The organism is Pseudohongiella acticola, from assembly GCF_001758195.1.
GTDB classification, from domain to species: domain Bacteria; phylum Pseudomonadota; class Gammaproteobacteria; order Pseudomonadales; family Pseudohongiellaceae; genus Pseudohongiella; species Pseudohongiella acticola.
Genome location: NZ_MASR01000002.1, coordinates 207,999 through 230,870, shown reverse-complemented (window position 1 = coordinate 230,870; position 22,872 = coordinate 207,999). Strand labels below are relative to the sequence as shown.

The window sequence follows — 22,872 nt, the reverse complement described above, 5'->3', positions numbered from 1 at the left end:
TAATAGTATGTTTAAAACAGCGGCACTGGCACTGACAATTGCCGGTCTGGCAGCGTGTAGCTCAACCAGCGACACAGAAGAAATGCCAATGGAAACCAATGATACCGCCGCCGCTGATGCAGCAGCAGCCGCAGCCCGCGCCGAGCAGCAGCGTCTGGAGCGTGAGCGCATGGAGCGCGAGCGTCAGGATCAGGCAGCTCTGAACACGACTGTGTTCTATTTCGACTTTGATGTGGCCGAATTCCAGCCCTCAGACCGCGAAACACTGATTGTTCACGCCCGTAACCTGGCATCCAACCCGAACCGTCGTGTTCGTCTGGAAGGCCATGCTGACGAGCGCGGCACACGCGAATACAACCTGGCGTTGGGCGAGCGTCGTGCTAACAGCATCCGCGATTTCCTGATTGTTAACGGTGCATCACGCAGCCAGCTGGAAACCGTCAGCTACGGTGAAGAGCAGCCAGCTGTTCGCGGTCAGACAGACTCTGCGTATCAGCAAAATCGTCGCGTTGAAATCCGACCGGCGGGCTGATAAAGGATGAAGCGTTTCCTGGCAGTAGTTGCAGGCAGTGTGACGGCGCTCGTGTTTAACACGAGCGTTTTCGCGCAGGCCGGTTCTTCGAATAATGATGCCCTGATGTTGCTGCTGGATCAGTTCCGGGATCTCCGTACTGAAATGCAGACCCTTCGTGGCATGGTTGAAGAGCATGGTTATGAAATAAGGCGCCTGCAACAGGATTCGCTTGATCGTTACACGGATCTGGATGCACGCATCAGTGCGTTGTATGAGGATCTGGAAGCGGCGCGTGGTGCCGGATCTGCGGCGGGTGTGGGCAGCAATGCCGGCACCAGCGCAACGCCGGCAACAGCGACGGCAAACACCGGCGCATCGTCAACCGCCACCACGTCGACTGCTACTTCGTCCAATCCAGCCTCTACTGTCAACGCGTCTGCCAACTCACCGGCTTCTTCGGCCCCGATGTCGGCGACAACAGCGCAGACTGGCAGTCAGTCTCTGGCGAGCAACCAGTCAGTCAGCAACAATGCGTCAACGCCGGCTGCAACAGGCATGCTCACCGAGCAACAACTTTACGAACTGGCGCTGGATTCATTGCTGCAACAGGAAGCCTATCAGCGCTCTGTTCAGCAATTTGATCAGTACCTGGCGCAATACCCGGACGGTCGTTTTGTCACCAATGCCTATTACTGGCAGGGACAGGCATACGTCAATCTGTCCATGTTTAACGAGGCACGGGTCGCCTTTGAAACCATTCTGGAACAGTATCCCGATGGTCGAAAAATTGAAGATGCCATGTATTCACTGGGCACGGTCTATCACCGTCTGGGTGACAATGCCCGAGCACGGCAATTATTGCAGGATGTGCGAGCACGCTTTCCCAATACATCCGCAGCCAACCTGGCCGATATCTACATGAGATCCCTGAACTAGCAGTCTGTTGAAAAACGTATTCGAGGCAGCAATTGCAACGCAGATAGTTTTTCAATAACCTGCTGGTCGGGTTCGTCGCTTATCTCACCAAGTCGAGTTCATGAACAAACCTCTCAGTTTACGTATAAACGAAATCTTTTTTTCCCTGCAAGGCGAAAGCAGCACGGTGGGTCTGCCAACAACGTTTGTGCGCCTGACGGGTTGCCCGCTGCGCTGCGGTTATTGTGACACCGAGTATGCCTTTCACGATGGCACCGTGATGCCGCTGACTGACATTCTTGCTCAGGTCGAGGCAACCGGCGCACGTTATATCACCGTTACCGGTGGCGAGCCGCTGGCTCAGCCCGGCTGCCTGGCGCTTTTGCGCGAGCTTTGTGATCGGGGCCTTAGAGTCTCCCTGGAAACCAGTGGCGCGATGGATATTGCGGAAGTGGATCCGCGTGTGACGGTGGTCATGGATCTCAAAACGCCTGGTTCCGGCGAATGTGATCGAAATCTGGAAAGTAATATCGGACGACTGAAGCGTGTTGACGAGGTCAAATTTGTCATTTGTGATCGCCGCGATTATGAATGGAGCAAAGCCAAAATAGATCAGTATGATCTAGGCAGTCGGGTGCAGGAGATCCTGTTATCTCCGTCATTTGAACAGCTAGCCTATCGTGATCTGGCGGCGTGGGTATTGGCCGACCGCTTGCCGGTGCGGATGCAGGTACAGTTGCACAAAATAATCTGGGGTGATGCGCCAGGCCACTGACGCCAGGCAATTATCGCGGTATGCTTTAGCGGTAGAACCCCGGGAAATTTTCAGAGCTCAAGTAAGGTAGCGTGGTGAAAGAGTCGAATCCGGATAACGGTGGCAATAATACAAAAAAAGCAGTCATTCTGGTGTCGGGAGGGCTGGATTCTGCCACCTGTCTGGCCATCGCTCGCGCTGAGGGCTACGACTGTTACGCGTTGAGTTTCAATTATGGTCAGCGGGCGAGCAGTGAGCTGGATGCGGCCATGCGACTGGCGTCTGCTTTTTCTGTGCGTCAGCACCAGGTGATCCCGCTGGGTATTGGTCAATTGGGTGGGTCGGCGCTGACCGATGCCTCGGTGGCAATGCCTGAGTCGGGTGTCGTGCCGGATCAGATTCCGGTGACTTACGTACCTGCCCGCAATACCGTCTTTCTGTCTTATGCGCTGGCGTGGGCAGAGGTGCTGGAAGCTGATTCGATTTTTATTGGCGTCAATGCGCTGGACTATTCCGGATACCCTGACTGCCGCCCCGAGTTTATTCTGGCGTTCGAACAGATGGCCAATCTGGCCACCCGAATTGGTGTTGAGGGGCGACCCATCCGTATCAAAACCCCACTGATAGACCTTGGCAAAGCCCAGATTATCGCCATGGGGCACGAACTCGGTGTCAATTATGGATTGACTGTCTCCTGTTATCAGGCTGACTCAAAAGGGCGCGCCTGCGGTCGCTGTGACAGTTGTCGTTTGCGTCGCAAAGGCTTTGATGATGCGGGTATTGCGGACCCTACCAGTTATGTCTCGCGGTAGCCGGAGATGTTCGGCAACAGAGCTGTCGGGCAGTAGAATTGCGGTTTTTTGACAAAAATACTTGAGTTTTTTCTGTTGCGTAGTATGATGCGCACTCTCTTTTGCAGGGCGATGGTCCCGGAGAGATTTCCCCTCGGGGGGCGTTAGCTCAGCGGTAGAGCAGTTGGCTTTTAACCAATTGGTCGATGGTTCGAATCCATCACGCCCCACCATTATTGTGATTGATATCGATTCTGAAGAAATCCCCTCGCTACAAGGTCTACTGGTTAGCTATGGTATCATCCGTATTCTTCATGACTCCGATATGACACCGATATGACGCAATCATCTGCACAGGACAACCGACTGGCCGCCGACACCTTGCGCGTGCGTGAATACATTGCCGCAGTTCCGCAAAAGCCGGAGCGTGACCAGGCTCAGGATCAAGTCTATCGTCACGCCATCAAGGGCCTGCTCAAAGAGCGCAAGGCAACGCTGGTTGCGCATTACTATACCGATCCGGCGATTCAGGCACTGGCCGAGGAAACCAACGGTATTGTCGCGGATTCACTGGAAATGGCGCGATTCGGCCGTGACTGCGATGCCGACGTGCTGATGGTGGCGGGTGTGCGCTTCATGGGTGAAACCGCCTCCATTCTGAGCCCGGACAAAACCGTGCTGATGCCAACCACCGAGGCGACATGCTCGCTGGATATTGCCTGCCCCATCGATGAATTTTCGGCGTTCTGTGACCAGCACCCTGATCGTGTGGTTGTGGTTTATGCCAACACATCGGCTGCTGTCAAAGCCCGGGCAGACTGGGTGGTCACCTCCAGCATCGCACTGGACGTCATTGAGCACCTGCAGGATCAGGGTAAAAAAATCCTGTGGGCTCCTGACCGTCACCTGGGGCACTACATTCAGCACAAAACCGGCGCCGACATGATTCTGTGGGATGCCGCCTGCATTGTGCACGAAGAGTTCAAGGCCAAAGGCCTGATGGATATGAAGACGCTGTATCCGGACGCAAAGGTACTCGCGCATCCAGAGTCACCAGCGTCAGTGCTGGCCATGGCTGATGTCATTGGTTCCACCAGTCAACTGATAAACGCGGCCGTGGAACTACCGGACAAGACCTTTATTGTCGCGACCGACCAGGGTATTTTTTACAAAATGCAGCAACAGGCGCCAGACAAGACACTGATCGTGGCGCCAACTGCAGGCAATGATGCCAGCTGCCGCAGTTGTGCCAGTTGTCCATGGATGGGTATGAATTCCCTTCAGGCCCTGTATGAATCGCTGCGTGATGGCAGCAACCGGATACAGGTAGAGCGTGACCTCGCCGCACAAGCCATGGTGCCATTGCAGCGCATGCTGGATTTCTCACGCGAGCGTCAGCTCGCGGTCAAAGGTAAAGCCTGAGCCGGCACAGTATCAGGCGAGCGTGATCAGCTTTGCTGTTCTCGCTGCAGCGCTTCAACATCGGTGATGCGCTGACGCAGGCTTGATATCAGCGGAATATTCTCTTCACGGTCGTTCTCGATTCGCAGGGCGTAGCGCAACTGTTCACGTGCACTGCGGAAATCGCCGACCAGAATAAAATATTCAGCCCGGGCCTGATGCACTTTACTGATGTCGCCGGCCTGACCCTGGGTCTCAGCAATCATGTACCATAGATTGTGATCATCTGGTCGACGCTGAGAGTGAGCTTCCAGAACCTTGACTGCGGCCGCGTAATCACGCTGTTCGATCAGAGCGCTGGCTTTGGCCATGGTCAGTGGGTGATTGGCTGGATTAATGCGCAAGTGGTGCTCAATAAACGGCAAAGCCTCTTGCGGTCGGCCCGCATCAACCAGAATTTCGGACTTGCTGGCAACATAGGTAATGCGGTTGGGCTCGCTCGCCAGTAGCTGTTCGATCAACTCCAGCGCCCGGTCATGCTGTTTATTCTCAAAGTAGGCCATGGCCAGCCCGTAACGCAGCCCGTCAGTGTTACCGCCGTCCAGGTTCTCCTGCAAACGCTGATTAAAATCGGTGATGGCATTGTTCTTATTGGGCTCGTAATGTACCTGAACGCGGGCACGCATCAACTGATACTCAAGGTCCGGGGGAGATGCCCGGTCGGGATACTGATTGGCGCGACTGCGGGCGTCCGCAACCCGCGATTCAGTCACCGGGTGACTGAGCAGGAACTCGGGGGGGCGCGATGAGTAGCGAGACATTGCCACCAGGCGCTCGAACAGGCTGGCCATGTCATCCGGATTGTAACCGGCGCCATAAAGCGTGCGCAGTCCCAGACGGTCGGCTTCTGCTTCGTTCTGCCGGGAGAAGCGCAGCTGGTTTTCTATGGCGCGCCCCTGTGCTGCCATCACGGCGGCGGGGCCGGCGCTGCTGCCAGCGCCCATCAGGACGACACTGGCCAGCAGTGTCGCCAGCTCCGGAATGCGCCGACGCTGCGCATCTTCCACGCTGCGGGCAAAATGCCGCTGACTGACGTGTGCCAGCTCGTGAGCGATAACGGAGGCAAATTCGCCTTCCGTGTGCGAGTTCAGAAACAGACCACCGTTGACGCCGATGATGCCGCCGGGTGCGGCAAATGCATTGAGCGCCGGGCTGTCAATGATGACAAAGGCCAGCCGGTAATCCTGCAGGTCACTGTGCACTGCCAGATCGTGGGTGAAATTGACCAGATAGTCGTTGAGCAACGGGTCGGTGATCATGGGGGCGCTGCGGCGCACCGAGCGCAGGAACTCTCGCCCCATCTTGTATTCTTCGTCCAGAGAATAGATACCGGAAATGCGGTCTCCCAGTGATGGCAGCTGGGATTGACCCAGGCCCGGCACTGAGGTGCAAAGCAGCATGATACTGGTTGCTACAGAGGTGATTCGACGAAATTTACCCATAATAAAACCGGTTGCTCAGTTAGACGACAAGCTTGAGTCAATAGACCGATAATAACACAAATAATTCCCCGGCCAGCCTTCCTCGTGGCAGGCGGTCGCGCCAGCAAGACAGTGCTATGCAGGGCTTCCCATTGCTTGATAAAATAATCGGCTATGGAAATACATGCTGATCAGGAATTGGATGTCACCGGGCTGCATTGCCCGATGCCATTGTTAAAAGCCAAGTTGGCGCTAAACGCGCTGGCGCCCGCGCAGGTATTGAAGGTTGTGGCAACAGACCCGGGTTCTGAACGCGACTTTTATGCTTTTGTACAGCAGAGTCGCCACCAGATTCTGGATTTTGAAAAAAACGCTGATACTTACAGTTATTGGATCCGGAAGGGCTGAGTTAACCATGCGCAATTTTTTCAGAGGCTTTCTTGATCGCTATTTTCATGACGAAGAGTCCGTCATTTTTACCCTGATACTGCTGACGGCGCTTGTTGTGCTGCTGACCATCGGCTCTATTATCGCGCCATTGATCGCTGCGCTGATCCTGGCCTACCTGCTGCAGGGACTCGTTGGTACGCTACAGCGACTGGGCCTGAGTTATCTGCTGGCTGTAGTCATTGTGTATGCGCTGTTTATCAGCACGTTTACTGCTGTGCTGCTGTTGCTGCTGCCGCAGGCCTGGCGTCAGGCCGCGCTGCTGGTCAATGAGCTGCCGCGTCTGATCAGTGAAGGCCAGTCCTTACTGCTATTGTTGCCGGAGAGTTATCCCAATCTGGTGACAGAGCTGCAGATCCAGGAGTTTATCCGGGGTCTGCGCGGCGAACTGGCCCTGTTCGGGCAGTATGTGGTGTCTTACTCCATCGCCAGTATTCCCAATATCTTCTACTGGCTGGTGTTTATCATTCTGGTGCCAGTGCTGGTGTTTTTCATGATGAAAGACAAAGTGGTACTGGTTAACTGGGTCGCCGGGCTGCTTCCCCGGCACCGACCCCTGATGCGCAAAATCTGGCAGGAAATGGATCTGCAGGTGGCCAACTATGTACGTGGTAAGGCGCTGGAGATCGTGATACTGGGGTTTGTCAGTTACATCGCATTCATGTTGATGGGAATTAATTACTCCCTGCTGTTGTCTATTCTGGTGGGTCTGTCGGTGATCATTCCCTTTATCGGGGTTGCCGTTGTTGCCGTTCCGGTAGCCGCTGTTTCCTATGCGCAGTGGGGCATGGGCAGTGAATTTGTCACCATCATGGCGCTGTATACAGTCATCCAGCTGCTGGACGCCAATGTTCTGGTGCCCATCATCTTTTCTGAAACCGTGAATTTGCACCCGGTTGCCATCATCGCAGCGGTCCTGGTGTTCGGCGGCTTGTGGGGGCTGGCAGGTGTGTTTTTTGCCATCCCGCTGGCGACACTGATCAAGGCAATCATCAATGCCTGGCCAACGCATCAGGACGTGGGCGGGCCCTGATCAGGTGTCCGGTGTGGCAGTCTGGTTTTTCCCGGACCGCGCGCTGTGGTAGAGTCAGCAGCCTGAGACGGTGTGTGCAGCTGCTTTTTGTCGTTTCAAGTCGAATACTATGGATTTAAGTCGAGGTTTGCATGATTCAGGGCAGTATTGTTGCCATCGTTACACCCATGTTGCCCAATGGCGATATTGATTACCCGGCTTTCGACCGGTTGCTGGAGTGGCATATTGAAAGTGGCACCGATGCGGTCGTGGTGGTAGGGACAACCGGCGAATCGCCGACGCTGGACATGGACGAGCACACCGCGGTTGTTGCCCGTTGTGTCAAAACCATCAATGGCCGGATACCGGTCATTGCCGGCACCGGCTCCAATTCGACCCGGGAAGCGATCTATTACACGCAGTCGGCCAAAGACCACGGCGCGGATGCGTGCCTGCTGGTGACGCCGTATTACAACAAACCCAGTCAGGAAGGCCTGTACCAGCACTTTAAAACCATTGCCGAAAGCGTCGATATTCCGCAGATTCTTTACAATGTACCCTCGCGCACCGGTTGTGACCTGCTGCCTGAGACGGTAGACCGGCTCGCTGATCTGACCAATATTGTTGGTATCAAGGAAGCGACCGGCGATCTTGATCGTGGTAAACATGTCATCAGCCTTTGTGCCGAACGTATCGCAATTTACAGCGGTGATGATGCTACTGCCATGGACCTGATTCTGATGGGTGCCAATGGCAATATATCCGTCACTGCCAATGTGGCGCCGGCGCAGATGCATGAAATGTGTCGCCTGGCACTGGCAGGTGAAAGCGAAAAAGCCAGTTTATTGAATGCCAGACTGGCCGGTTTGCATAACGCCCTGTTTCTGGAATCAAACCCGGTACCTGTCAAATGGGCCCTGATGGAGCTGGGTTACATCCAGAGCGGTATCCGTCTGCCCCTGGTGCCTTTGAATAGCGCGTATCGAATTCCGGTCCGTGAAGCGATCCGGCACGCCGGACTTGATTAATTCGTCACAGGTTAAAAATACATGTTGTCAGTGAGCACCCCCCTAAATAAAGCCCGATTGTTACGTACCCTGGCCCTGCTGGCTGCGGCGACCAGTGTCAGTGCCTGCTCCTGGCTTGGCGTAGGGGGTGAGGATGGCTGGTTGCGTGACCGGCAGGGTGAGTACCTGCAGGCGGAAATAACCCCGACCATGGAGATTCCGCCGGAACTGGACAGCTACACAATTGACGAACTTTATTACATTCCCGAAATAACGCCTGGCGACCGCGACGTTTACATCGTGCCGCCGGCGCCCAAACCCATTGATGCGCGCGTGCGTGAAGGGGTTGTGGTGCAGCGCTTCGGCGAACGTGCATGGATCGTGATCGGTGCTACCAGTGGTCAGGTATGGCCGCGATTACGCGATTACTGGTCGACAGAAGAAATTGCCCTGAGCATGGAGAGCGCTGAAACAGGTGTGCTGGAAACAGTCTGGTTACCGCAGCCAGATACCGACCTGCGGCATAAGTATCAGGTGTGGGTAGAACCGGGCCTGCATGCAGGCAATTCGGAAATCTATGTTCGCCATGTCAGTGACAACGGTGAAAGCGCTCCCGATGAGCCCGCGCAGTTTCCCGAAGAATCGGATAGTCAGGAGCGGGAAAACACCATTCTGGCGTCCATCTCTTTATACCTGGCCGACCGTACCGACCTGTACCGGGCGTCGTCAGTCTCCATGCTGGCGGGCAGTATCGAAGCTCAGGGCAAGGCACGCGTGATCTCGGCAAGCGCCGGAGACACGCGGCTGGAGCTGGACCTGGACATTGATCGTGCGTGGAGTCAGTTGAACCAGGCCATCAACAACGCCAATATTGAGGTGCTGGACTCCGACCGTGATGCGCTGCGTTTTAATGTCGCGTTTTCGGGTGCAGAAGATGAAGACGAGCCTGGTTTCTTTGGTCGCCTGTTTGGTCGCGGCGGTGACGAAGAAGTGATCAACTTCGATATCATCGTGGAAGAAGCAGGGGAGATCATCACGGTACAGGCCGAGCCTGCATCCGGACAGCCTGCGCCGTACCAGCAGGATCTGTTGATACGCACCATTAACGATAATCTTATCTGACGGTGTCCATGACAGAATCAGTGTCGCTGGTTCTAGCCCTCGGCATGGCTGCGGTAGCACTGCTGCTGGGGGCGCTGATCACGGGTCTCGCCCTGCGCATGCGCTACCGCGACCGTATCGTGGAACTGCAAACCCTGCTGCAACAGGAAAAAGCCCAGACCCAGGAAAAACTGACAGTGCTGACGCAGGCGCGTGAAGAGTTACGCGATCAATTTCGTGTGCTCGCCAGTGACGTCCTGGACGAAAAAACCCGCCGCTTCTCCGAAACCAGCCGCCAGCGCCTGGGTGATATCCTGTCTCCATTACAGGATAAAATCACCCGCTTCGAAAAAAAGGTGGAAGAGAGCTATAACCGGGAAGCCAGAGAACGGTTTTCGCTGGAAAAAGAAATCAGGAATCTGCAAGTACTCAACGCACGCATCAGCGAAGACGCGCTCAATCTCACTCGCGCCTTGAAAGGTGAAAACAAAACCCAGGGCACTTGGGGCGAATTCATTCTCAGCTCGATACTGGAAGCCTCCGGACTTATCGAAGGTCAGCAATACGAAACCCAGCGCAGCCTTGATGCAGTGCCGGGTGACCACACGGCCGCCGGCAATGTCCGACGCAGCCAGCCGGATGTCGTGGTGTATCTGCCGGACAACCGACAGGTAATTATCGATGCCAAGGTGTCATTGACGGCCTATGAACGTTATTGCTCGTCGGACGATGCTGACGAGCAGGCAGAATATTTGCGACAGCACGTCGCGTCCATGAAAAACCATGTACGTCAGCTCAGTGAGAAACAGTACCAGAACCTGCCACAGGTGAATTCGCTGGATTTTGTGCTGTTGTTTGTACCAATTGAACCGGCTTTCTCGCAGGCGCTGCAGCATGAGCCGGCGCTGTTCAATATGGCGTTTGAGCGCAATATTGTCCTGGTGGGGCCGTCAACCCTGCTGGCCACCTTGCGTACCATACAGAATATCTGGCGCTACGAGCAGCAGAGCCGGAATGCTCAGGACATTGCCCGCCGCGCCGGTGCGCTATACGACAAATTTGTCGGTTTTGTTGCCGACATGGACGACCTGGGCCGAAAGCTGGACGCCAGCCAGCGTAGTTATGACGCGGCCATGAATAAACTGCAAAGCGGCAAGGGCAATCTGATCAGTCGCACCGAGCACCTGAAAGCACTGGGTGCCCGGGCAACCAAGCAGCAGGATGCGGCGCGACTGGAGCGCGCCCTGGAAAATGATAACGAGGATGATGGCGATGAACGCGCTGAATGAGCGACAAGACACCACTGAGCTGAGCAGGGAACTGCAGGCTTTCCTGCTTTGCCCCACGCCCGTTGCCTGGCTCGACTGGGCACTGCAGAATCAACCATTGTTATTGATCGATCATGCCAACTGTGAAAAAAAGGCAGCATCCAATGCCATGGGGTTGATGTACCGTCATGTCGCGCACACCGATCTGCTGACCAAAATGTCACAGCTGGCGCGCGAGGAACTGTTGCACTTTGAACAGGTCGTTGGTTTGATGGCCGAGCGCGGCATCAGTTATCAGCGCATTGGTCCTTCGCGGTACGCGGCCGGTCTGCGCGAACACATGCGCACTGACAAGCGCGAAGAAGCGCTGACCGACAGTCTCATCGTCGGCGCCATTGTTGAAGCCCGATCCTGCGAACGCTTTGCCACCCTGGCACCGTTGCTTGACGACAAACTGGCTAAGTTCTATGTCAGTCTGTTGCGCTCTGAGGCACGTCACTACAAGGATTACCTGGCATTGGCAGCGCAATACACTGACGAGGATATCCAGCCTCGTGTGCAGTATTTTCTGAGAGTGGAAAAAGACCTGATCGAATCAGAGGATGATGAATTTCGTTTCCACAGTGGTGTGCCTGCCAGCGCTGCGCCAGCCACTGTTTGATTCCGGCCACCTGACTCCGACAAGCAGCAGATTGTTGCCCCTGCCCGGACTGATGCGCCTGCTATTCAACACAGCTGGCGGGGCGGAGCAGGTTCTGACCCAGTTTTTGCGCCAGTGTATCCAGCTGATCGCAGGGTATGCCGGTGTTGCCGGTCAGTACGGCGCTGGTAAGAGAAGCAATGGACAGCAGGCCGGAAATATCGGTCAGGGCGTTGTTGGGCGCATTGACCGAACTTAATCGGTTCAAACGGCGCAGCTCGTCCAGATGTTCCAACTGATTGCCGGCCAGATCCAGATAACGCAGGTTCTGCAACTGGGTTATGCCGCCCAGTGATTCAATCTCCAGCGCCGGACAGGCAAGTATCTGCACATCGTCGGCGTTGTCGAGGCTACCGTCACGCATGGCGACATTTACACAGCTTTGCAGACCGGCGTCGGTGACAGTAACAGCGTGGCCAGGACGCGGATCGTACAGCACATTCTGGTTAACGCTGACCGAGAACTTACGCGAGCAGTTGGCCAGCAATAGCGCGCACAATACCAGCATGATTAGCGCCAGCACCCGAAATTTTGCGTGTGGTTGTGTGGCCGTTCGGGTGGGCGTCTGGATGGATTGGCCCGCTGCCTCTGCGGCAGTCGCTGTGACAGGTGAGATTAAGGCGTTTTGTACGTCCATGGCCGTGGTAATCCGTGACTGAATGGGTAGTTGAGGACTGAAAGCATACGGGCTGGCCGGCAATCTGTACACTGGAAATCGGCTCGCAGTCGGTTTAGTATGCTGCCCGTTAACTGAATTTACCACCAAGACAGGATAATACTATGAAAACTATTCGTGCCACGGGCCTGAGCCTGGCGGTGTCGCTGGCTGCACTGGCTGGATCTGCGCAGGCTCAGGAGCTTGATCTGACCGATGAAAGCACCCAGATCAGCTACAGTATTGGTGTCAATATCGGACAGGGGCTGGTCATGCAGGGCCTGACCGACGACATCGATCTGGATGCCTTTATTGTCGGATTCAGGGACATTGTCGCTGGTGAGCCGCAATTGAGCGAAGACCAGATGATGCAGGCACTGACAAGTTTTCAGCAGCAGTTGATGGATCGCGCTGAGGCGGAGCAGGAAGCAGCGCGGGCGGAAAGCGAAGCGTTCCTGGCCACCAATGCGCAGGAAGAGGGTGTTACCACAACAGCGTCCGGCTTGCAGTATCTGGTTCTTGAGTCCGGCCCGGAGAGTGGCCCCTCGCCACAGCCTACCGATTCAGTGCTGGCACATTACGAAGGCAGTTTTGTTAATGGAGATGTTTTTGACAGCTCCATTGAACGCGGTGAGCCGGCCGAATTTGTCCTGAATCAGGTTATCCCGGGTTGGACTGAAGGTCTGCAACTGATGCAGCCCGGTGACAAATGGCGCCTGTTCATTCCTTCGGAGCTGGCGTATGGCCCCGGTGGTTCAGGCCCGATCCCTCCGCATTCAACCTTGATATTTGAAGTGGAGCTGCTTGAAGTCAACCCTTGAGAGCCAACCCTTAAGAGCCAATCCTTTAAGAGGGTAAACCCTTAAGAGCCGAGCGTTGACCCCAAACATCAGCTAAATCTCCCGAGTACAGGACTATCGTGGATAAACATTCGTTTAATCAGGGACTGCTGCAGTTTCTGCAGCAGTCACCAACACCGTTTCACGCTGTGACAACCATGCAGTCGACCTTGCATACGGCCGGATTTGAGTTATTGCAAGAAGAAGATACATGGCACCTTAAGCCTGGTGGGCGCTATCTTGTGCAGCGTAATGGATCGTCTGTTATCGCCTTTACCCTGGGATCGGGAGATCCTGCTGAATCCGGTTTCCGGATGAGCGGTGCGCATACTGACAGCCCCTGTCTCAAGCTCAAACCCAATGCAGTGATGCCGACCAGCCCGCAAACCGGTAACGCATTACAGTTTGCCGTCGAGGTGTATGGCGGAGCATTACTGGCGCCCTGGTTTGATCGCGACCTGTCGCTGGCCGGCCGGGTGGAATATCGCCGGTCTGATGGGTCGCTGGGGTCTGCATTGCTGGACTGGCAGCGACCACTGGCTACAGTCCCGAGTCTGGCCATCCATCTGGACCGTGAAGCCAACAGCAATCGCACCATCAACGCCCAGAAAGATCTGCCGCCGGTACTGGCGTTACAGGCATCGGCCGCAGACTTTGACTTCAATCGCTGGATTATTGATGCCTTGAGCGCACAACAGAGCATTGATGATGTGGACAGTGTGCTGGCTCATGAGCTTTATTTTTATGACACCCAAGCCCCGGCCATGGTGGGTTTGCATGAAGACTTCATTGCGTCGGCGCGGCTTGATAATCTGCTGAGCTGTTATGTGGGACAGCAGGCTCTATTGGCGGATGACAGTACGCAGGCAGAGAATTTTGCGCTTCTGGTCTGTAATGACCATGAAGAGGTTGGCAGCAATTCCTCCTGTGGCGCACAAGGGCCGTTCCTGCGTTCCGTGCTGGCACGTATCAGTGCACAATTGAGCGCAGGCGATGCCCCCGAAGCTGTCGAGCGCATGATACGTCGCTCCCTGTTTTTGTCCATCGACAATGCCCATGGCCTGCATCCCAACTTCGCTGACAAGCATGACAATAACCACGGACCTTTGTTGAATCAGGGGCCTGTTATCAAGGTCAATGCCAATCAGCGCTATGCTACCAACAGCCGTACCACGGCACTGTTCAAAAGTCTGTGCGTGCAGAGCGAAGTACCGGTGCAATCCTTTGTTGTGCGCAGCGATATGGGTTGTGGCAGCACCATTGGCCCGATCACGGCCGCCGGCCTTGGTGTCGAGACCATCGATATTGGAGTGCCGACCTACGGCATGCATTCGATTCGTGAACTGGCCGGCAGCGATGATGCCTGGTACCTGGCGCGCGTCGTCAAACGTTTTTTCCAGTCCTGAATCAGTTCGACTTTAGCTGACGACGCCGTTGTCGCCGAATGAAACGCATCGGCGCAATACACTCGGCCAGTGCTACAGGCAGTGGGCTGGCTTCTGCCAGTGCCAGACAGGCAATATGCTCGGCCAGGATCGGGCAGCTTGCCGTGCCATGTGAGCCATGACCGGTACTGATAAACAGTCCGGGCAGCGGCGCAGGGTCTGTCCCATCCAAATCCGGATCAGGTACCACGCCGGCAATGGGCATATAGTCGCCAGAGCCGCCGCGAACACTGGCGCGGCCGCTAAGCCCGGCAGGTGCGCCAAGGTTTACCGGCTGCCGAATCAGTGCTGACTTCTCCAGATTTTCCGCCTGTTCGTTCTCACTCAAGTCAGTGGCAGTACTGTTTTTAACGTAGCTGGCACCGATGCAATGCAGCCCGTCGCTGTTCGCTGGTGCCAGGTATCTTTCAGTACAGACAACCATTTTCAGCGCTGCGCTGGCGTCGCTTGCCGCTACCTCGGTAATTTGCCCGCGCAGCGCGGTTACCGGATAGGTGGCAGACTGCTGGAACTCGCGAGCCAGGTAGCTGTTGGCCACGACCAGAACATCGCTGTCGCTCATTGGTTGCTGATGGTCGTCCAGGCACTGCCAGCGGCCAGCGTTATTGCTGATGGCGGCCACACGGACATTGCGGCGAACGGTGATAAGAGGATGTTCGAGACAGACGCGGCAGGTGGCTGCCGGGTTCAGCCAGCCGCCTTGCGGTTGCAGGTAGCCGTCTTCAGTCAGATCGATGCCACAAATCTCCCTGCTTTCCCCGGCACTGACACGACGCAACAATCGGGTCGGGTAATGCGCATAGGCATCCGGCTCGCGCCGGCGCGCAGCATTGCCTGCCTGATGTCGGGTATTGGTGTAGGCACTGTCCAGTGTCAGGACGCCGCAACTGTGCCAGGCAATGGCATTGTCACTGATCGCGGCCAGATCCCGATAGTAGCGCAGTGCGAACAGATAGCTGTGCAGGTGAAATTGCCAGTGGGTGTCAGCCTGCCGGTTCAAGCGCATCTGTACAATGGCCTGAGCGTTACCTGAGGCACCCCTGGCGATAGCGGGAAGTTGTTCCAGTACGGTGACGCGAATACCACGATCGGCCAACGCCCGGGCAACGGTGGCACCGGCAAGACCGGCACCAATGACCACGGCATGTTGCACGTTGTTTGTCAGGCTGGGTTCGGGTGGTGAATCAGGCGCTTGCGCCTTGCGAGCGAACAGCATCTGCCGTTTGGCGCCAAAGCCCGGGCGTTTTTCAACGTCAAAATCGAGCACACGCAAGGCTCTGACCACACGCCCGGTGACACTGTAACTGCTCAGTGTTGTGCCCGGTCGGCTCAATGCAGCGATGCCGGCCAGCATGGCATCGCTCCATAAATCCGGGTTGTGAGCCGGGCTGAAACCATCCAGAAACCAGGCGTCAACGCGTGCCTGCGCACTCGACTGTTGCTGCAGCAGCGTCAGTGCGTCACCGTAATACAGATCCAGCACGACACGGTTTGATTGGTTATTCCCCGCGCGCAATAGCAGGCGATGGTAGCCACCGCTGTGGTCGGGATAATGTGACAGCAATTGCACACTGAGGTCACTCAGTTCAGGCCACTGCGACAACGCCTGGTGCAGGGCGTCGACGCTAAGTGGGTGTTTTTCACAACTGATGAAATGCAGTCGCAGGCGCTTACAGGCGGTCTGTTGCCACAAACGCCAGCAGCTCAGGAAATTCAGGCCGGTACCAAAACCCAGTTCGGCTATGGTGAATACACCGGCATCAGGATGCTGGTCTGCGGTCCGCCATCGCGCCTGCAGGTTATTGGCCGTGAGAAAGACATGGTCGGTCTCCGCCATGCCGCCCTGACGGGAAAAATAGACATCATCGTAGTCCGGGGAGTAGGGCGCACCGTCTTCCTGCCAGCTGATATGGGCATTCTCAATGTTGGAGGGCGGTCTGTTGGCGGATGGTTTGCTGGCTGCAGGTTTTGTCATGGCGCTGATTGTACCGTATTTGCATGATCCGGCGTTGCCAGTACAGGCGTGAGGCGGCCGGGCCGGTAATCGCCGTGTGAAAAGCGGGGCTGAGTGGTGTAAAATGCCGCTCTTGTGATTTTGCCCGCGCACTTTATCGCATTTTTTCGCATTTTCTATCGCGTTTTGACAGGATATTTCATGGAAATTAGCCCTTTACTCCAAAAGATCAAAGACTTTACCGAGCGTACCGATACGCTCAGGGGGTATCTTTGACTACGATACCAAAAAGGAACGGCTGACCGAGGTCGAGCTGGAGCTGGGCGAATCTACAGTCTGGGATAATCCTGAACTGGCGCAGGCGCTGGGACGTGAGCGGGCCAGCCTGGAACTGGTGGTCGGCACCATCGACCGGCTTTACACCGGTCTGGCCGATAACCTTGAGTTGTTGCAGTTGGTAAAAGAAGAGAATGACGCTGAACTTCACGAAGAAGTCGTGTCTGAGCTGAATGAGCTGGAGACCCAGCTTAACGCACTGGAATTCCGCCGCATGTTCTCGGGCAAGATGGACGCCAACGGCGCCTATCTGGAAATTCAGGCCGGTTCCGGTGGCACCGAAGCACAGGACTGGGCTGAAATGCTGATGCGTATGTACATGCGCTGGGGCGAAGACAAAGGCTTCGACGTTGAAGTCATGGATGTGTCCTCGGGCGAGGTTGCCGGCATCAAGGGGGCAACCCTGCATTTTGGCGGTGAATATGCGTTTGGCTGGTTGCGTACTGAAACCGGCGTACACCGCCTGGTCAGAAAGTCACCTTACGATTCCGGCAACAGACGCCATACCTCATTCAGTTCAGTGTTTGTGTCGCCGGAAATTGATGATGATATTGAAATCGATCTTGATATGTCGCAGGTCCGCGTGGATACATTCCGGTCTAGTGGCGCCGGCGGACAGCACGTTAACACGACCGATTCCGCCATTCGCCTGACTCATGAGCCGACCGGTATCGTGGTGCAGTGCCAGAATCAGCGTTCACAGCACAAGAACAAGGACCAGGCCATCAAACAGTTGAAGGCGAAGCTGTACGAGCTGGAAGAGCTCAAACGCAGAGAGGAGGCACAGGCGGTGGAAGCTGACAAGGCCGACATTGGCTGGGGCAGTCAGATCCGCTCCTATGTGCTGGACCAGTCGCGCATCAAGGACCTGCGTACCAATGTGGAAAACACCAATACCGGCGCCGTACTCAACGGTGACCTGGATCGCTTCATTGAAGCCAGTTTAAAAATGGGATTGTGATCAGATGAGCTCTAACTCCAGTAACAGCAACGACCAGGCTGCAACGGCAGCCAGCGCCGACCCGACCCTTCAGGCTCAGGAAGAAAACAAACTGATCGCCCAGCGTCGTGACAAACTGCACGCCATTCAGGCCAAACGCAACGCGTTCCCGAATGACTTCCGGCGCGACACCCTAGCCAGCGAGATTCACGCTGAATATGCTGACACCACACGCGAAGAGCTGGAACAGCTTGCGCGCAAGGTGGTGGTGGCGGGGCGTCTGGTGCGCCAGCGCGGTCCATTCTCGGTGATCCAGGACACCAGCGATGCCATGCAGCTGTATGTTAATCACAAAGCCCTGTCGCCTGAACAGATGGAGGAGATCAAAGGGCTGGATCTGGGTGATATCGTCGGCGTGCACGGTGAAGTGTTCCGTACCGGCAAAGGCGAACTGACTGTCAATGTTGCCTCGCTGCAGCTGCTGACCAAGGCGCTGCGTCCCTTGCCTGACAAGTGGAAAGGTCTGTCGGATACCGAAGTACGATACCGGCAGCGTTATGTTGATCTGATTGCCAATGAAGAGTCGCGTCGCACATTCAAATTGCGCTCAAAACTGGTCAACAGCATGCGCAACTATTTCCAGAAACATGATTTTATGGAAGTGGAAACGCCGATGATGCAGGTCATCCCCGGTGGCGCCACAGCCAAACCCTTTGTCACGCATCACAATGCGCTCGACCAGACCATGTATCTGCGTATTGCGCCAGAGCTTTATCTCAAGCGTCTGGTCGTCGGCGGCTTTGAGCGGGTGTTTGAAATCAACCGCAACTTCCGCAACGAAGGCCTGTCGACCCGTCACAACCCTGAGTTCACCATGGTCGAGTTTTATCAGGCCTACGCCGACTATCATGATCTGATGGACTTTACCGAAGACATGTTCCGTAGCATTGCCATGGACGTGCTGGGCACCACAAAACTGACTTATCAGGGCCTGGAGCTCGATTTTGCGCAGCCATTTACCCGCCTGCCGGTGAAAGCGTCGATCCTGAAGTATTGCCCCGAGGTGACGCCGGAGCAACTGGAGACACGTGACGCGGCTGCCGCACTGGCCGAATCGTTTGGTATTAAATCCGAGGCAGGCTGGGGAGTGGGTCGAATCGTGATGGAGATTTTTGACGAAAAAGTTGAACATCATCTGTTACAGCCTACGTTCATTACCGAGTATCCCACCGAAGTGTCGCCGTTGGCGCGACGCAATGATGATAATCCCGACGTCACCGATCGCTTTGAACTGATGATCGGCGGCCGCGAACTGGCCAACGGTTTCTCCGAGCTTAATGACGCCGAAGATCAGGCTGCGCGATTCCGGGAGCAGGTCGAGCAGAAGGATGCCGGCGACGATGAAGCCATGCATTACGACGCCGACTACATCACGGCACTGGAATACGGTATGCCACCAACGGCTGGCGAAGGCATTGGCATTGACCGCCTGGTCATGCTGTTTGCCGATGCGCCGTCGATCAAGGATGTGCTGTTGTTTCCGCATATGCGTCCGGTAAAAGAACCGCAATGACAGGCAGCCGGTAATGAGCACAACAGGCCACAGCGACATGTCCGGTGAGCAGCGCGACGTTCAGCTGGAAGCCTCCTGGAGAGCATTACTGGCCGATCAGTTTGCCCTGAACTATATGCATTCGCTGCGACAGTTTCTGGTCGCGGAGAAGCAGCAGGGCAAACAGATCTATCCCGCCGGTGCGGACATTTTTAACGCACTTAACAGTACGCCGTTTGATCAGGTAAAAGTCGTCATTCTGGGCCAGGATCCTTATCATGGTCCGGATCAGGCGCACGGTCTGTGTTTTTCGGTCCGCCCCGGTGTTGCCTTACCGCCGTCATTAAAGAATATCTACAAAGAAATACACGCGGACCTGGATTTGCCGGTGTCCCGACATGGCTGTCTGGATGCCTGGGCACGGCAGGGCGTGTTATTGCTGAACTCGGTGCTGACAGTGGCGGCCGGGCAGGCGGCGTCTCACCAGGGCAAGGGCTGGGAAGTGTTTACCGACCGGGTGATTCATGTGCTGAACGAGCACGGACAAAATCTGGTGTTTCTGTTGTGGGGCAGTTATGCGCAACGCAAAGGCGCGATGATTGATCGCGACCGGCACCTGGTGTTGCAGTCACCCCACCCGTCACCGTTGTCGGCTCACCGTGGTTTTTTTGGCAACCAGCATTTCTCCCGAGCCAATGCCTGGTTACTCGAACACAACAAAACGCCCATTGACTGGCGAGTGGAGTAATTCATGAGTGACACGCTGAAACTCAAAGACAGCAATAGCGAAGAGCGGTGCCTGATCATTGGCGCCAGCCATGCCGGTTCCCAGTTGGCAGTGAACTTGCGCAAACAGGGCTGGACGGGTGAGATTATTTTGTTAGGCGCTGAAGCGCAGTTGCCTTATCACCGTCCTCCGTTGTCAAAAACCGTGATGGCCGGCAGCAAAACCCTGGACAATATTCTGCTGCGCCCGGAAGCCATGTATGCCAACAACGAAATAGCTCTGCGCCTGGCCACTGACGTGGCCAGTATTGTGCCGGACCAGAAACACGTTGTGCTTGCCAACGGCGAAACCCTGAACTACGACAAACTGGCTTTATGCACCGGTGCCCGCCCCATCAAGCTGCCGCTGGGTGACGGTCTGGCGGGTGTCTGCTACCTGCGCAGTTACGCGGATGTTGAAGTCATTCGGAAGCAGCTGCAGGGTAAACAGCGCGCGGTGGTTATTGGCGCCGGCTACATCGGCCTGGAAGCTGCCGCTGTCATGGCGCAACTGGGCCTGAAGGTGACGGTGCTGGAGCGCGCAGAGCGGGTGCTGCAACGTGTCACCGGCGAGCAGGTATCGACCTATTTTACTGACCTGCACCGTTCGCACGGCGTCGACATCGTCTGTAATGCCGAAGTGATTGGTATCAATGGTCAGGACGTGGTTGATTCGGTAAATTGTGCTGACGGCGCCAACTACCCGGCCGACATCGTCATCGTGGGTATCGGTGTCATACCGGAGACCACGCTGGCGCAGGAGGCCGGGCTGAGAATTGAGAACGGCGTTTACGTGGACGAATACTGTCGCACCAGTGACAGTCATATTTTTGCGGCCGGTGACTGCGCCTCGTATCCGGATGCGCGGTATCAACGCCGGGTGCGGCTGGAGTCGGTGCAAAATGCCAATGATCAGGCCCGCATCGCCGCCATCAATATCTGCGGTGGCGCTGACAGATACCAGGTCACGCCCTGGTTCTGGTCTGATCAGTTTGATATAAAGCTGCAGTCAGTGGGATTGTCGGATGGTCATGATGAAGCGGTGCTGGAAGGCAGTCTGGATCCAGCTGATGCACAGGGCTTTGTGATTCAGTATTTGCGTGAAGGCAAGCTGATTGCGGCTGACTGCGTTAGACGACCGAAAGACTTTATGGCGCTGAAGGCTGCTATTTAACCAATCTGATCACGCAGACCGTTTTACGCAGAGGTGATTCAGTCGCCGGTGTAGATGCAGCCACTGGTGCAGGTTTCGCGAATTTCGATGCGGCACAATTCTGGCAGTCCGGGTTTCAGTTGTTGCCAGATCCAGCGTGCGATGTTCTCACTGGTCGGGTTGTCGAGTCCGTCGATCTCGTTCAGGTAATGGTGATCTAACTGCTCCCATACGGGTTTAAACGCTGACTTGATATCACCAAAATCCATCACCCAGCCGGAATGTTCACCCACCGGGCCGCTGACCACAAGTGTCACCTGGAAGGAGTGACCATGCAGGCGCGCGCACTTGTGACCGGCCGGAACATTAGGCAGGCGATGCGCTGCTTCGAAGTTAAATTCTTTGTAGATTTCCATAGGGCGGCAAGTCTAACCCCAGCCTTGCAACTTGTACAGAGGCACCAGATGCCCGTCACCTTAAGCTTGTCATTAAAACTTAAACTTTTTGTTTGACATGCCTGCTCAAGTCGGTAAAATGCGCGTCACTCAACACAGCGGGTTGTTAGCTCAGTTGGTAGAGCGTCGCCCTTACAAGGCGAATGTCGGGGGTTCAAATCCCTCACAACCCACCAACAAATGGCTCGTTGTTGACGTCATTTGATGTTAAAGTGTTGCGCTACCGCGGACCGGTAGTTCAGTTGGTTAGAATGCCGGCCTGTCACGCCGGAGGTCGCGAGTTCGAGTCTCGTCCGGTCCGCCATTATATGTGACAAAAAGCCCTTGTTCAGCAAGGGCTTTTTTATTTCCGGCCTCATAATTTCCCTGGTCCAGCATTAGAGCCAGATGCAGACTCGGAACCAGAACCAGCGCCACAGCCATCCTCATGCATACCAGCAACCAGATCTGCGTTCAGACTGTCGACGACGAGTTTCTGCGATCGCACGATGTCAGTCTGCGTGTCATCCGGTTTGACCTGGCGCACCCGGTCGTGGGTGGCAACAAGTGGTATAAATTACAGCACAATCTTGCACTCGCCCGCGCGCAGGGTGCGACCCGCCTGCTCAGTTTTGGCGGCGCCTATTCCAATCACATCTATGCGCTGGCCGCTGCGGGCGCAGACGCCGGGTTTGCCACGCTGGGTGTTATTCGCGGCGAGCTGGTGACGCCATTGAATTCTACCCTGGCATTTGCCCGCAGCCGGGGCATGCAACTGATTCCGGTCAGCCGTGCCGATTACCGTCGCCGCAGCGAGGCGGACTTTCTCCTTCAGTTACAACAACAGTACGGCCCCTATTACCTGATACCGGAAGGCGGCGCCAATGCGGCGGGCGTGCAGGGCTGTGAGCAGATGGCCTTCGAACTGGCACAACGGGTACCAGATCTTGCCCATTGTGAAATTGCCCTGGCTTGTGGCACTGGTACCACACTGGCCGGACTGCTCCGTGGCCTGGGGGAGCTGTGCTATCGTCGTGAGCTTGCAGCGCAGCCCTTTACGCGCGGATTTGCAGTACTTAAAGGTGCCGATTTTCTGCGCCATGATATCCGGAAGTGGCTAAGCGGCGAGGACGTCACGCACGCTGATGAGTGCTGGGCACTGGAGACGGAATACCATGGCGGCGGCTACGCCAGGGCCGGGCAGGGACTGCTCGATTTTATTGCCAGTTTCCAGCTGCGGCACAATATTCCGCTGGAGCCGGTCTATACCGGCAAGCTGTTGCAGGCGCTGTACCAGCGAATCGGGGCTGGCCATTATGCTCCTGGCAGCCGTATTTTGGCCTTGCATACAGGCGGCCTGCGACCGGTGTGGTAAAAATTCCCACGCCGGGTTATGCTATGAACCGAC

Annotated in this window: 22 protein-coding genes and 3 tRNA genes; 21 read left to right on the top strand and 4 right to left on the bottom strand. The window is 55.8% G+C overall.

The genetic code is table 11. The features are described 5' to 3' along the window. Nucleotides 1-7 precede the first annotated feature (7 nt). The 6 genes from pal to nadA all read left to right on the top strand — a co-directional run bounded on the left by pal (nt 8) and on the right by nadA (nt 4,396). Nucleotides 8-532, top strand: a complete 525-nt coding sequence (pal, locus tag PHACT_RS13370; protein WP_245730801.1) for a peptidoglycan-associated lipoprotein Pal — start codon at nt 8-10, stop codon at nt 530-532. A gap of 6 nt (nt 533-538) precedes the next feature. Next, complete coding sequence (gene ybgF / locus PHACT_RS13365) at nt 539-1,450, top strand: tol-pal system protein YbgF (protein ID WP_070118773.1); 912 nt, start codon at nt 539-541, stop codon at nt 1,448-1,450. Nucleotides 1,451-1,550: 100 nt separating this feature from the next. Next, nucleotides 1,551-2,204, top strand: coding sequence for a 7-carboxy-7-deazaguanine synthase QueE (queE, locus tag PHACT_RS13360; RefSeq protein ID WP_070118772.1), 654 nt, complete (start codon nt 1,551-1,553; stop codon nt 2,202-2,204). A gap of 74 nt (nt 2,205-2,278) precedes the next feature. Then, nucleotides 2,279-2,995: a 7-cyano-7-deazaguanine synthase QueC gene (gene queC / locus PHACT_RS13355; protein WP_070118771.1), complete on the top strand. Its 717-nt coding sequence runs from the start codon at nt 2,279-2,281 to the stop codon at nt 2,993-2,995. 137 nt (nt 2,996-3,132) lie between these two features. Beyond that, nucleotides 3,133-3,207, top strand: a tRNA-Lys gene (locus PHACT_RS13350). A gap of 103 nt (nt 3,208-3,310) precedes the next feature. Continuing rightward, the gene (gene nadA / locus PHACT_RS13345; protein WP_070118770.1) at nt 3,311-4,396 is read left to right on the top strand and encodes a quinolinate synthase NadA; all 1,086 of its coding nucleotides are present in this window, start codon (nt 3,311-3,313) and stop codon (nt 4,394-4,396) included. A 26-nt stretch (nt 4,397-4,422) separates the two neighbouring features. Here the strand turns inward: nadA and PHACT_RS13340 are convergent, their stop codons facing one another. Then, the gene (locus tag PHACT_RS13340) at nt 4,423-5,877 is read right to left on the bottom strand and encodes a M48 family metalloprotease (protein ID WP_070118769.1); all 1,455 of its coding nucleotides are present in this window, start codon (nt 5,875-5,877) and stop codon (nt 4,423-4,425) included. 153 nt (nt 5,878-6,030) lie between these two features. Here PHACT_RS13340 and PHACT_RS13335 point away from each other — a divergent pair, with 153 nt between their 5' ends. From PHACT_RS13335 to miaE, 6 genes are all read left to right on the top strand, one after another. After that, nucleotides 6,031-6,264 (top strand): sulfurtransferase TusA family protein, encoded by a 234-nt coding sequence (locus PHACT_RS13335; RefSeq protein WP_070118768.1) that lies wholly within the window; start codon nt 6,031-6,033, stop codon nt 6,262-6,264. Nucleotides 6,265-6,271: 7 nt separating this feature from the next. Then, nucleotides 6,272-7,336 (top strand): AI-2E family transporter, encoded by a 1,065-nt coding sequence (locus PHACT_RS13330; protein WP_070118767.1) that lies wholly within the window; start codon nt 6,272-6,274, stop codon nt 7,334-7,336. Nucleotides 7,337-7,467: 131 nt separating this feature from the next. After that, nucleotides 7,468-8,343 (top strand): 4-hydroxy-tetrahydrodipicolinate synthase, encoded by an 876-nt coding sequence (gene dapA, locus PHACT_RS13325; RefSeq protein ID WP_070118766.1) that lies wholly within the window; start codon nt 7,468-7,470, stop codon nt 8,341-8,343. Nucleotides 8,344-8,373: 30 nt separating this feature from the next. Next, a complete protein-coding gene (gene bamC, locus PHACT_RS13320; protein ID WP_169819480.1) occupies nt 8,374-9,444 on the top strand; it encodes an outer membrane protein assembly factor BamC in 1,071 nt (356 codons plus the stop codon). An 8-nt stretch (nt 9,445-9,452) separates the two neighbouring features. Further along, on the top strand, nt 9,453-10,712 hold the full coding sequence (locus PHACT_RS13315) for a DNA recombination protein RmuC (protein ID WP_070118764.1): 1,260 nt from the start codon (nt 9,453-9,455) through the stop codon (nt 10,710-10,712). Further along, nucleotides 10,696-11,352, top strand: coding sequence for a tRNA-(ms[2]io[6]A)-hydroxylase (miaE, locus tag PHACT_RS13310; RefSeq protein ID WP_245730800.1), 657 nt, complete (start codon nt 10,696-10,698; stop codon nt 11,350-11,352). The genes PHACT_RS13315 and miaE overlap by 17 nt, the downstream gene beginning before the upstream one ends. Before the next feature lie 61 nt (nt 11,353-11,413). Here the strand turns inward: miaE and PHACT_RS13305 are convergent, their stop codons facing one another. Then, on the bottom strand, nt 11,414-12,028 hold the full coding sequence (locus PHACT_RS13305; protein WP_070118762.1) for a leucine-rich repeat domain-containing protein: 615 nt from the start codon (nt 12,026-12,028) through the stop codon (nt 11,414-11,416). Between the two features lie 143 nt (nt 12,029-12,171). On the opposite strand from PHACT_RS13305, the gene PHACT_RS13300 reads away from it, so the two are divergent. After that, nucleotides 12,172-12,867, top strand: coding sequence for an FKBP-type peptidyl-prolyl cis-trans isomerase (locus PHACT_RS13300; protein ID WP_070118761.1), 696 nt, complete (start codon nt 12,172-12,174; stop codon nt 12,865-12,867). 98 nt (nt 12,868-12,965) lie between these two features. Then, nucleotides 12,966-14,291, top strand: a complete 1,326-nt coding sequence (locus tag PHACT_RS13295; protein WP_070118760.1) for a M18 family aminopeptidase — start codon at nt 12,966-12,968, stop codon at nt 14,289-14,291. 1 nt (nt 14,292) lies between these two features. On the opposite strand, the gene mnmC is transcribed toward PHACT_RS13295, so the two are convergent. Next, nucleotides 14,293-16,305 (bottom strand): bifunctional tRNA (5-methylaminomethyl-2-thiouridine)(34)-methyltransferase MnmD/FAD-dependent 5-carboxymethylaminomethyl-2-thiouridine(34) oxidoreductase MnmC, encoded by a 2,013-nt coding sequence (gene mnmC, locus PHACT_RS13290; RefSeq protein ID WP_070118759.1) that lies wholly within the window; start codon nt 16,303-16,305, stop codon nt 14,293-14,295. Nucleotides 16,306-16,485: 180 nt separating this feature from the next. Between mnmC and prfB the strand changes: the two genes are divergently transcribed. The 4 genes from prfB to PHACT_RS13270 all read left to right on the top strand — a co-directional run bounded on the left by prfB (nt 16,486) and on the right by PHACT_RS13270 (nt 21,051). Further along, a protein-coding gene (gene prfB / locus PHACT_RS13285) for a peptide chain release factor 2 (RefSeq protein WP_139141581.1) occupies nt 16,486-17,581 on the top strand; the annotation gives its coding sequence in 2 pieces (ribosomal slippage) (nt 16,486-16,557 and nt 16,559-17,581; 1,095 coding nt in all). A gap of 4 nt (nt 17,582-17,585) precedes the next feature. Beyond that, nucleotides 17,586-19,133: a lysine--tRNA ligase gene (gene lysS, locus PHACT_RS13280; RefSeq protein ID WP_070118757.1), complete on the top strand. Its 1,548-nt coding sequence runs from the start codon at nt 17,586-17,588 to the stop codon at nt 19,131-19,133. A 13-nt stretch (nt 19,134-19,146) separates the two neighbouring features. After that, on the top strand, nt 19,147-19,860 hold the full coding sequence (gene ung / locus PHACT_RS13275; protein ID WP_245730799.1) for a uracil-DNA glycosylase: 714 nt from the start codon (nt 19,147-19,149) through the stop codon (nt 19,858-19,860). A 3-nt stretch (nt 19,861-19,863) separates the two neighbouring features. Next, complete coding sequence (locus tag PHACT_RS13270) at nt 19,864-21,051, top strand: NAD(P)/FAD-dependent oxidoreductase (protein ID WP_083264639.1); 1,188 nt, start codon at nt 19,864-19,866, stop codon at nt 21,049-21,051. 38 nt (nt 21,052-21,089) lie between these two features. On the opposite strand, the gene queD is transcribed toward PHACT_RS13270, so the two are convergent. Continuing rightward, nucleotides 21,090-21,446: a 6-carboxytetrahydropterin synthase QueD gene (gene queD / locus PHACT_RS13265; RefSeq protein ID WP_070118756.1), complete on the bottom strand. Its 357-nt coding sequence runs from the start codon at nt 21,444-21,446 to the stop codon at nt 21,090-21,092. Between the two features lie 139 nt (nt 21,447-21,585). Here queD and PHACT_RS13260 point away from each other — a divergent pair. The 3 genes from PHACT_RS13260 (at nt 21,586) to PHACT_RS13250 (ending at nt 22,839) form a co-directional block, all read left to right on the top strand. Next, a tRNA-Val gene (locus PHACT_RS13260) sits at nt 21,586-21,661 on the top strand. A 51-nt stretch (nt 21,662-21,712) separates the two neighbouring features. Continuing rightward, a tRNA-Asp gene (locus tag PHACT_RS13255) sits at nt 21,713-21,789 on the top strand. A gap of 123 nt (nt 21,790-21,912) precedes the next feature. Continuing rightward, a complete protein-coding gene (locus tag PHACT_RS13250; RefSeq protein ID WP_070118755.1) occupies nt 21,913-22,839 on the top strand; it encodes a 1-aminocyclopropane-1-carboxylate deaminase/D-cysteine desulfhydrase in 927 nt (308 codons plus the stop codon). Nucleotides 22,840-22,872: the final 33 nt, after the last annotated feature.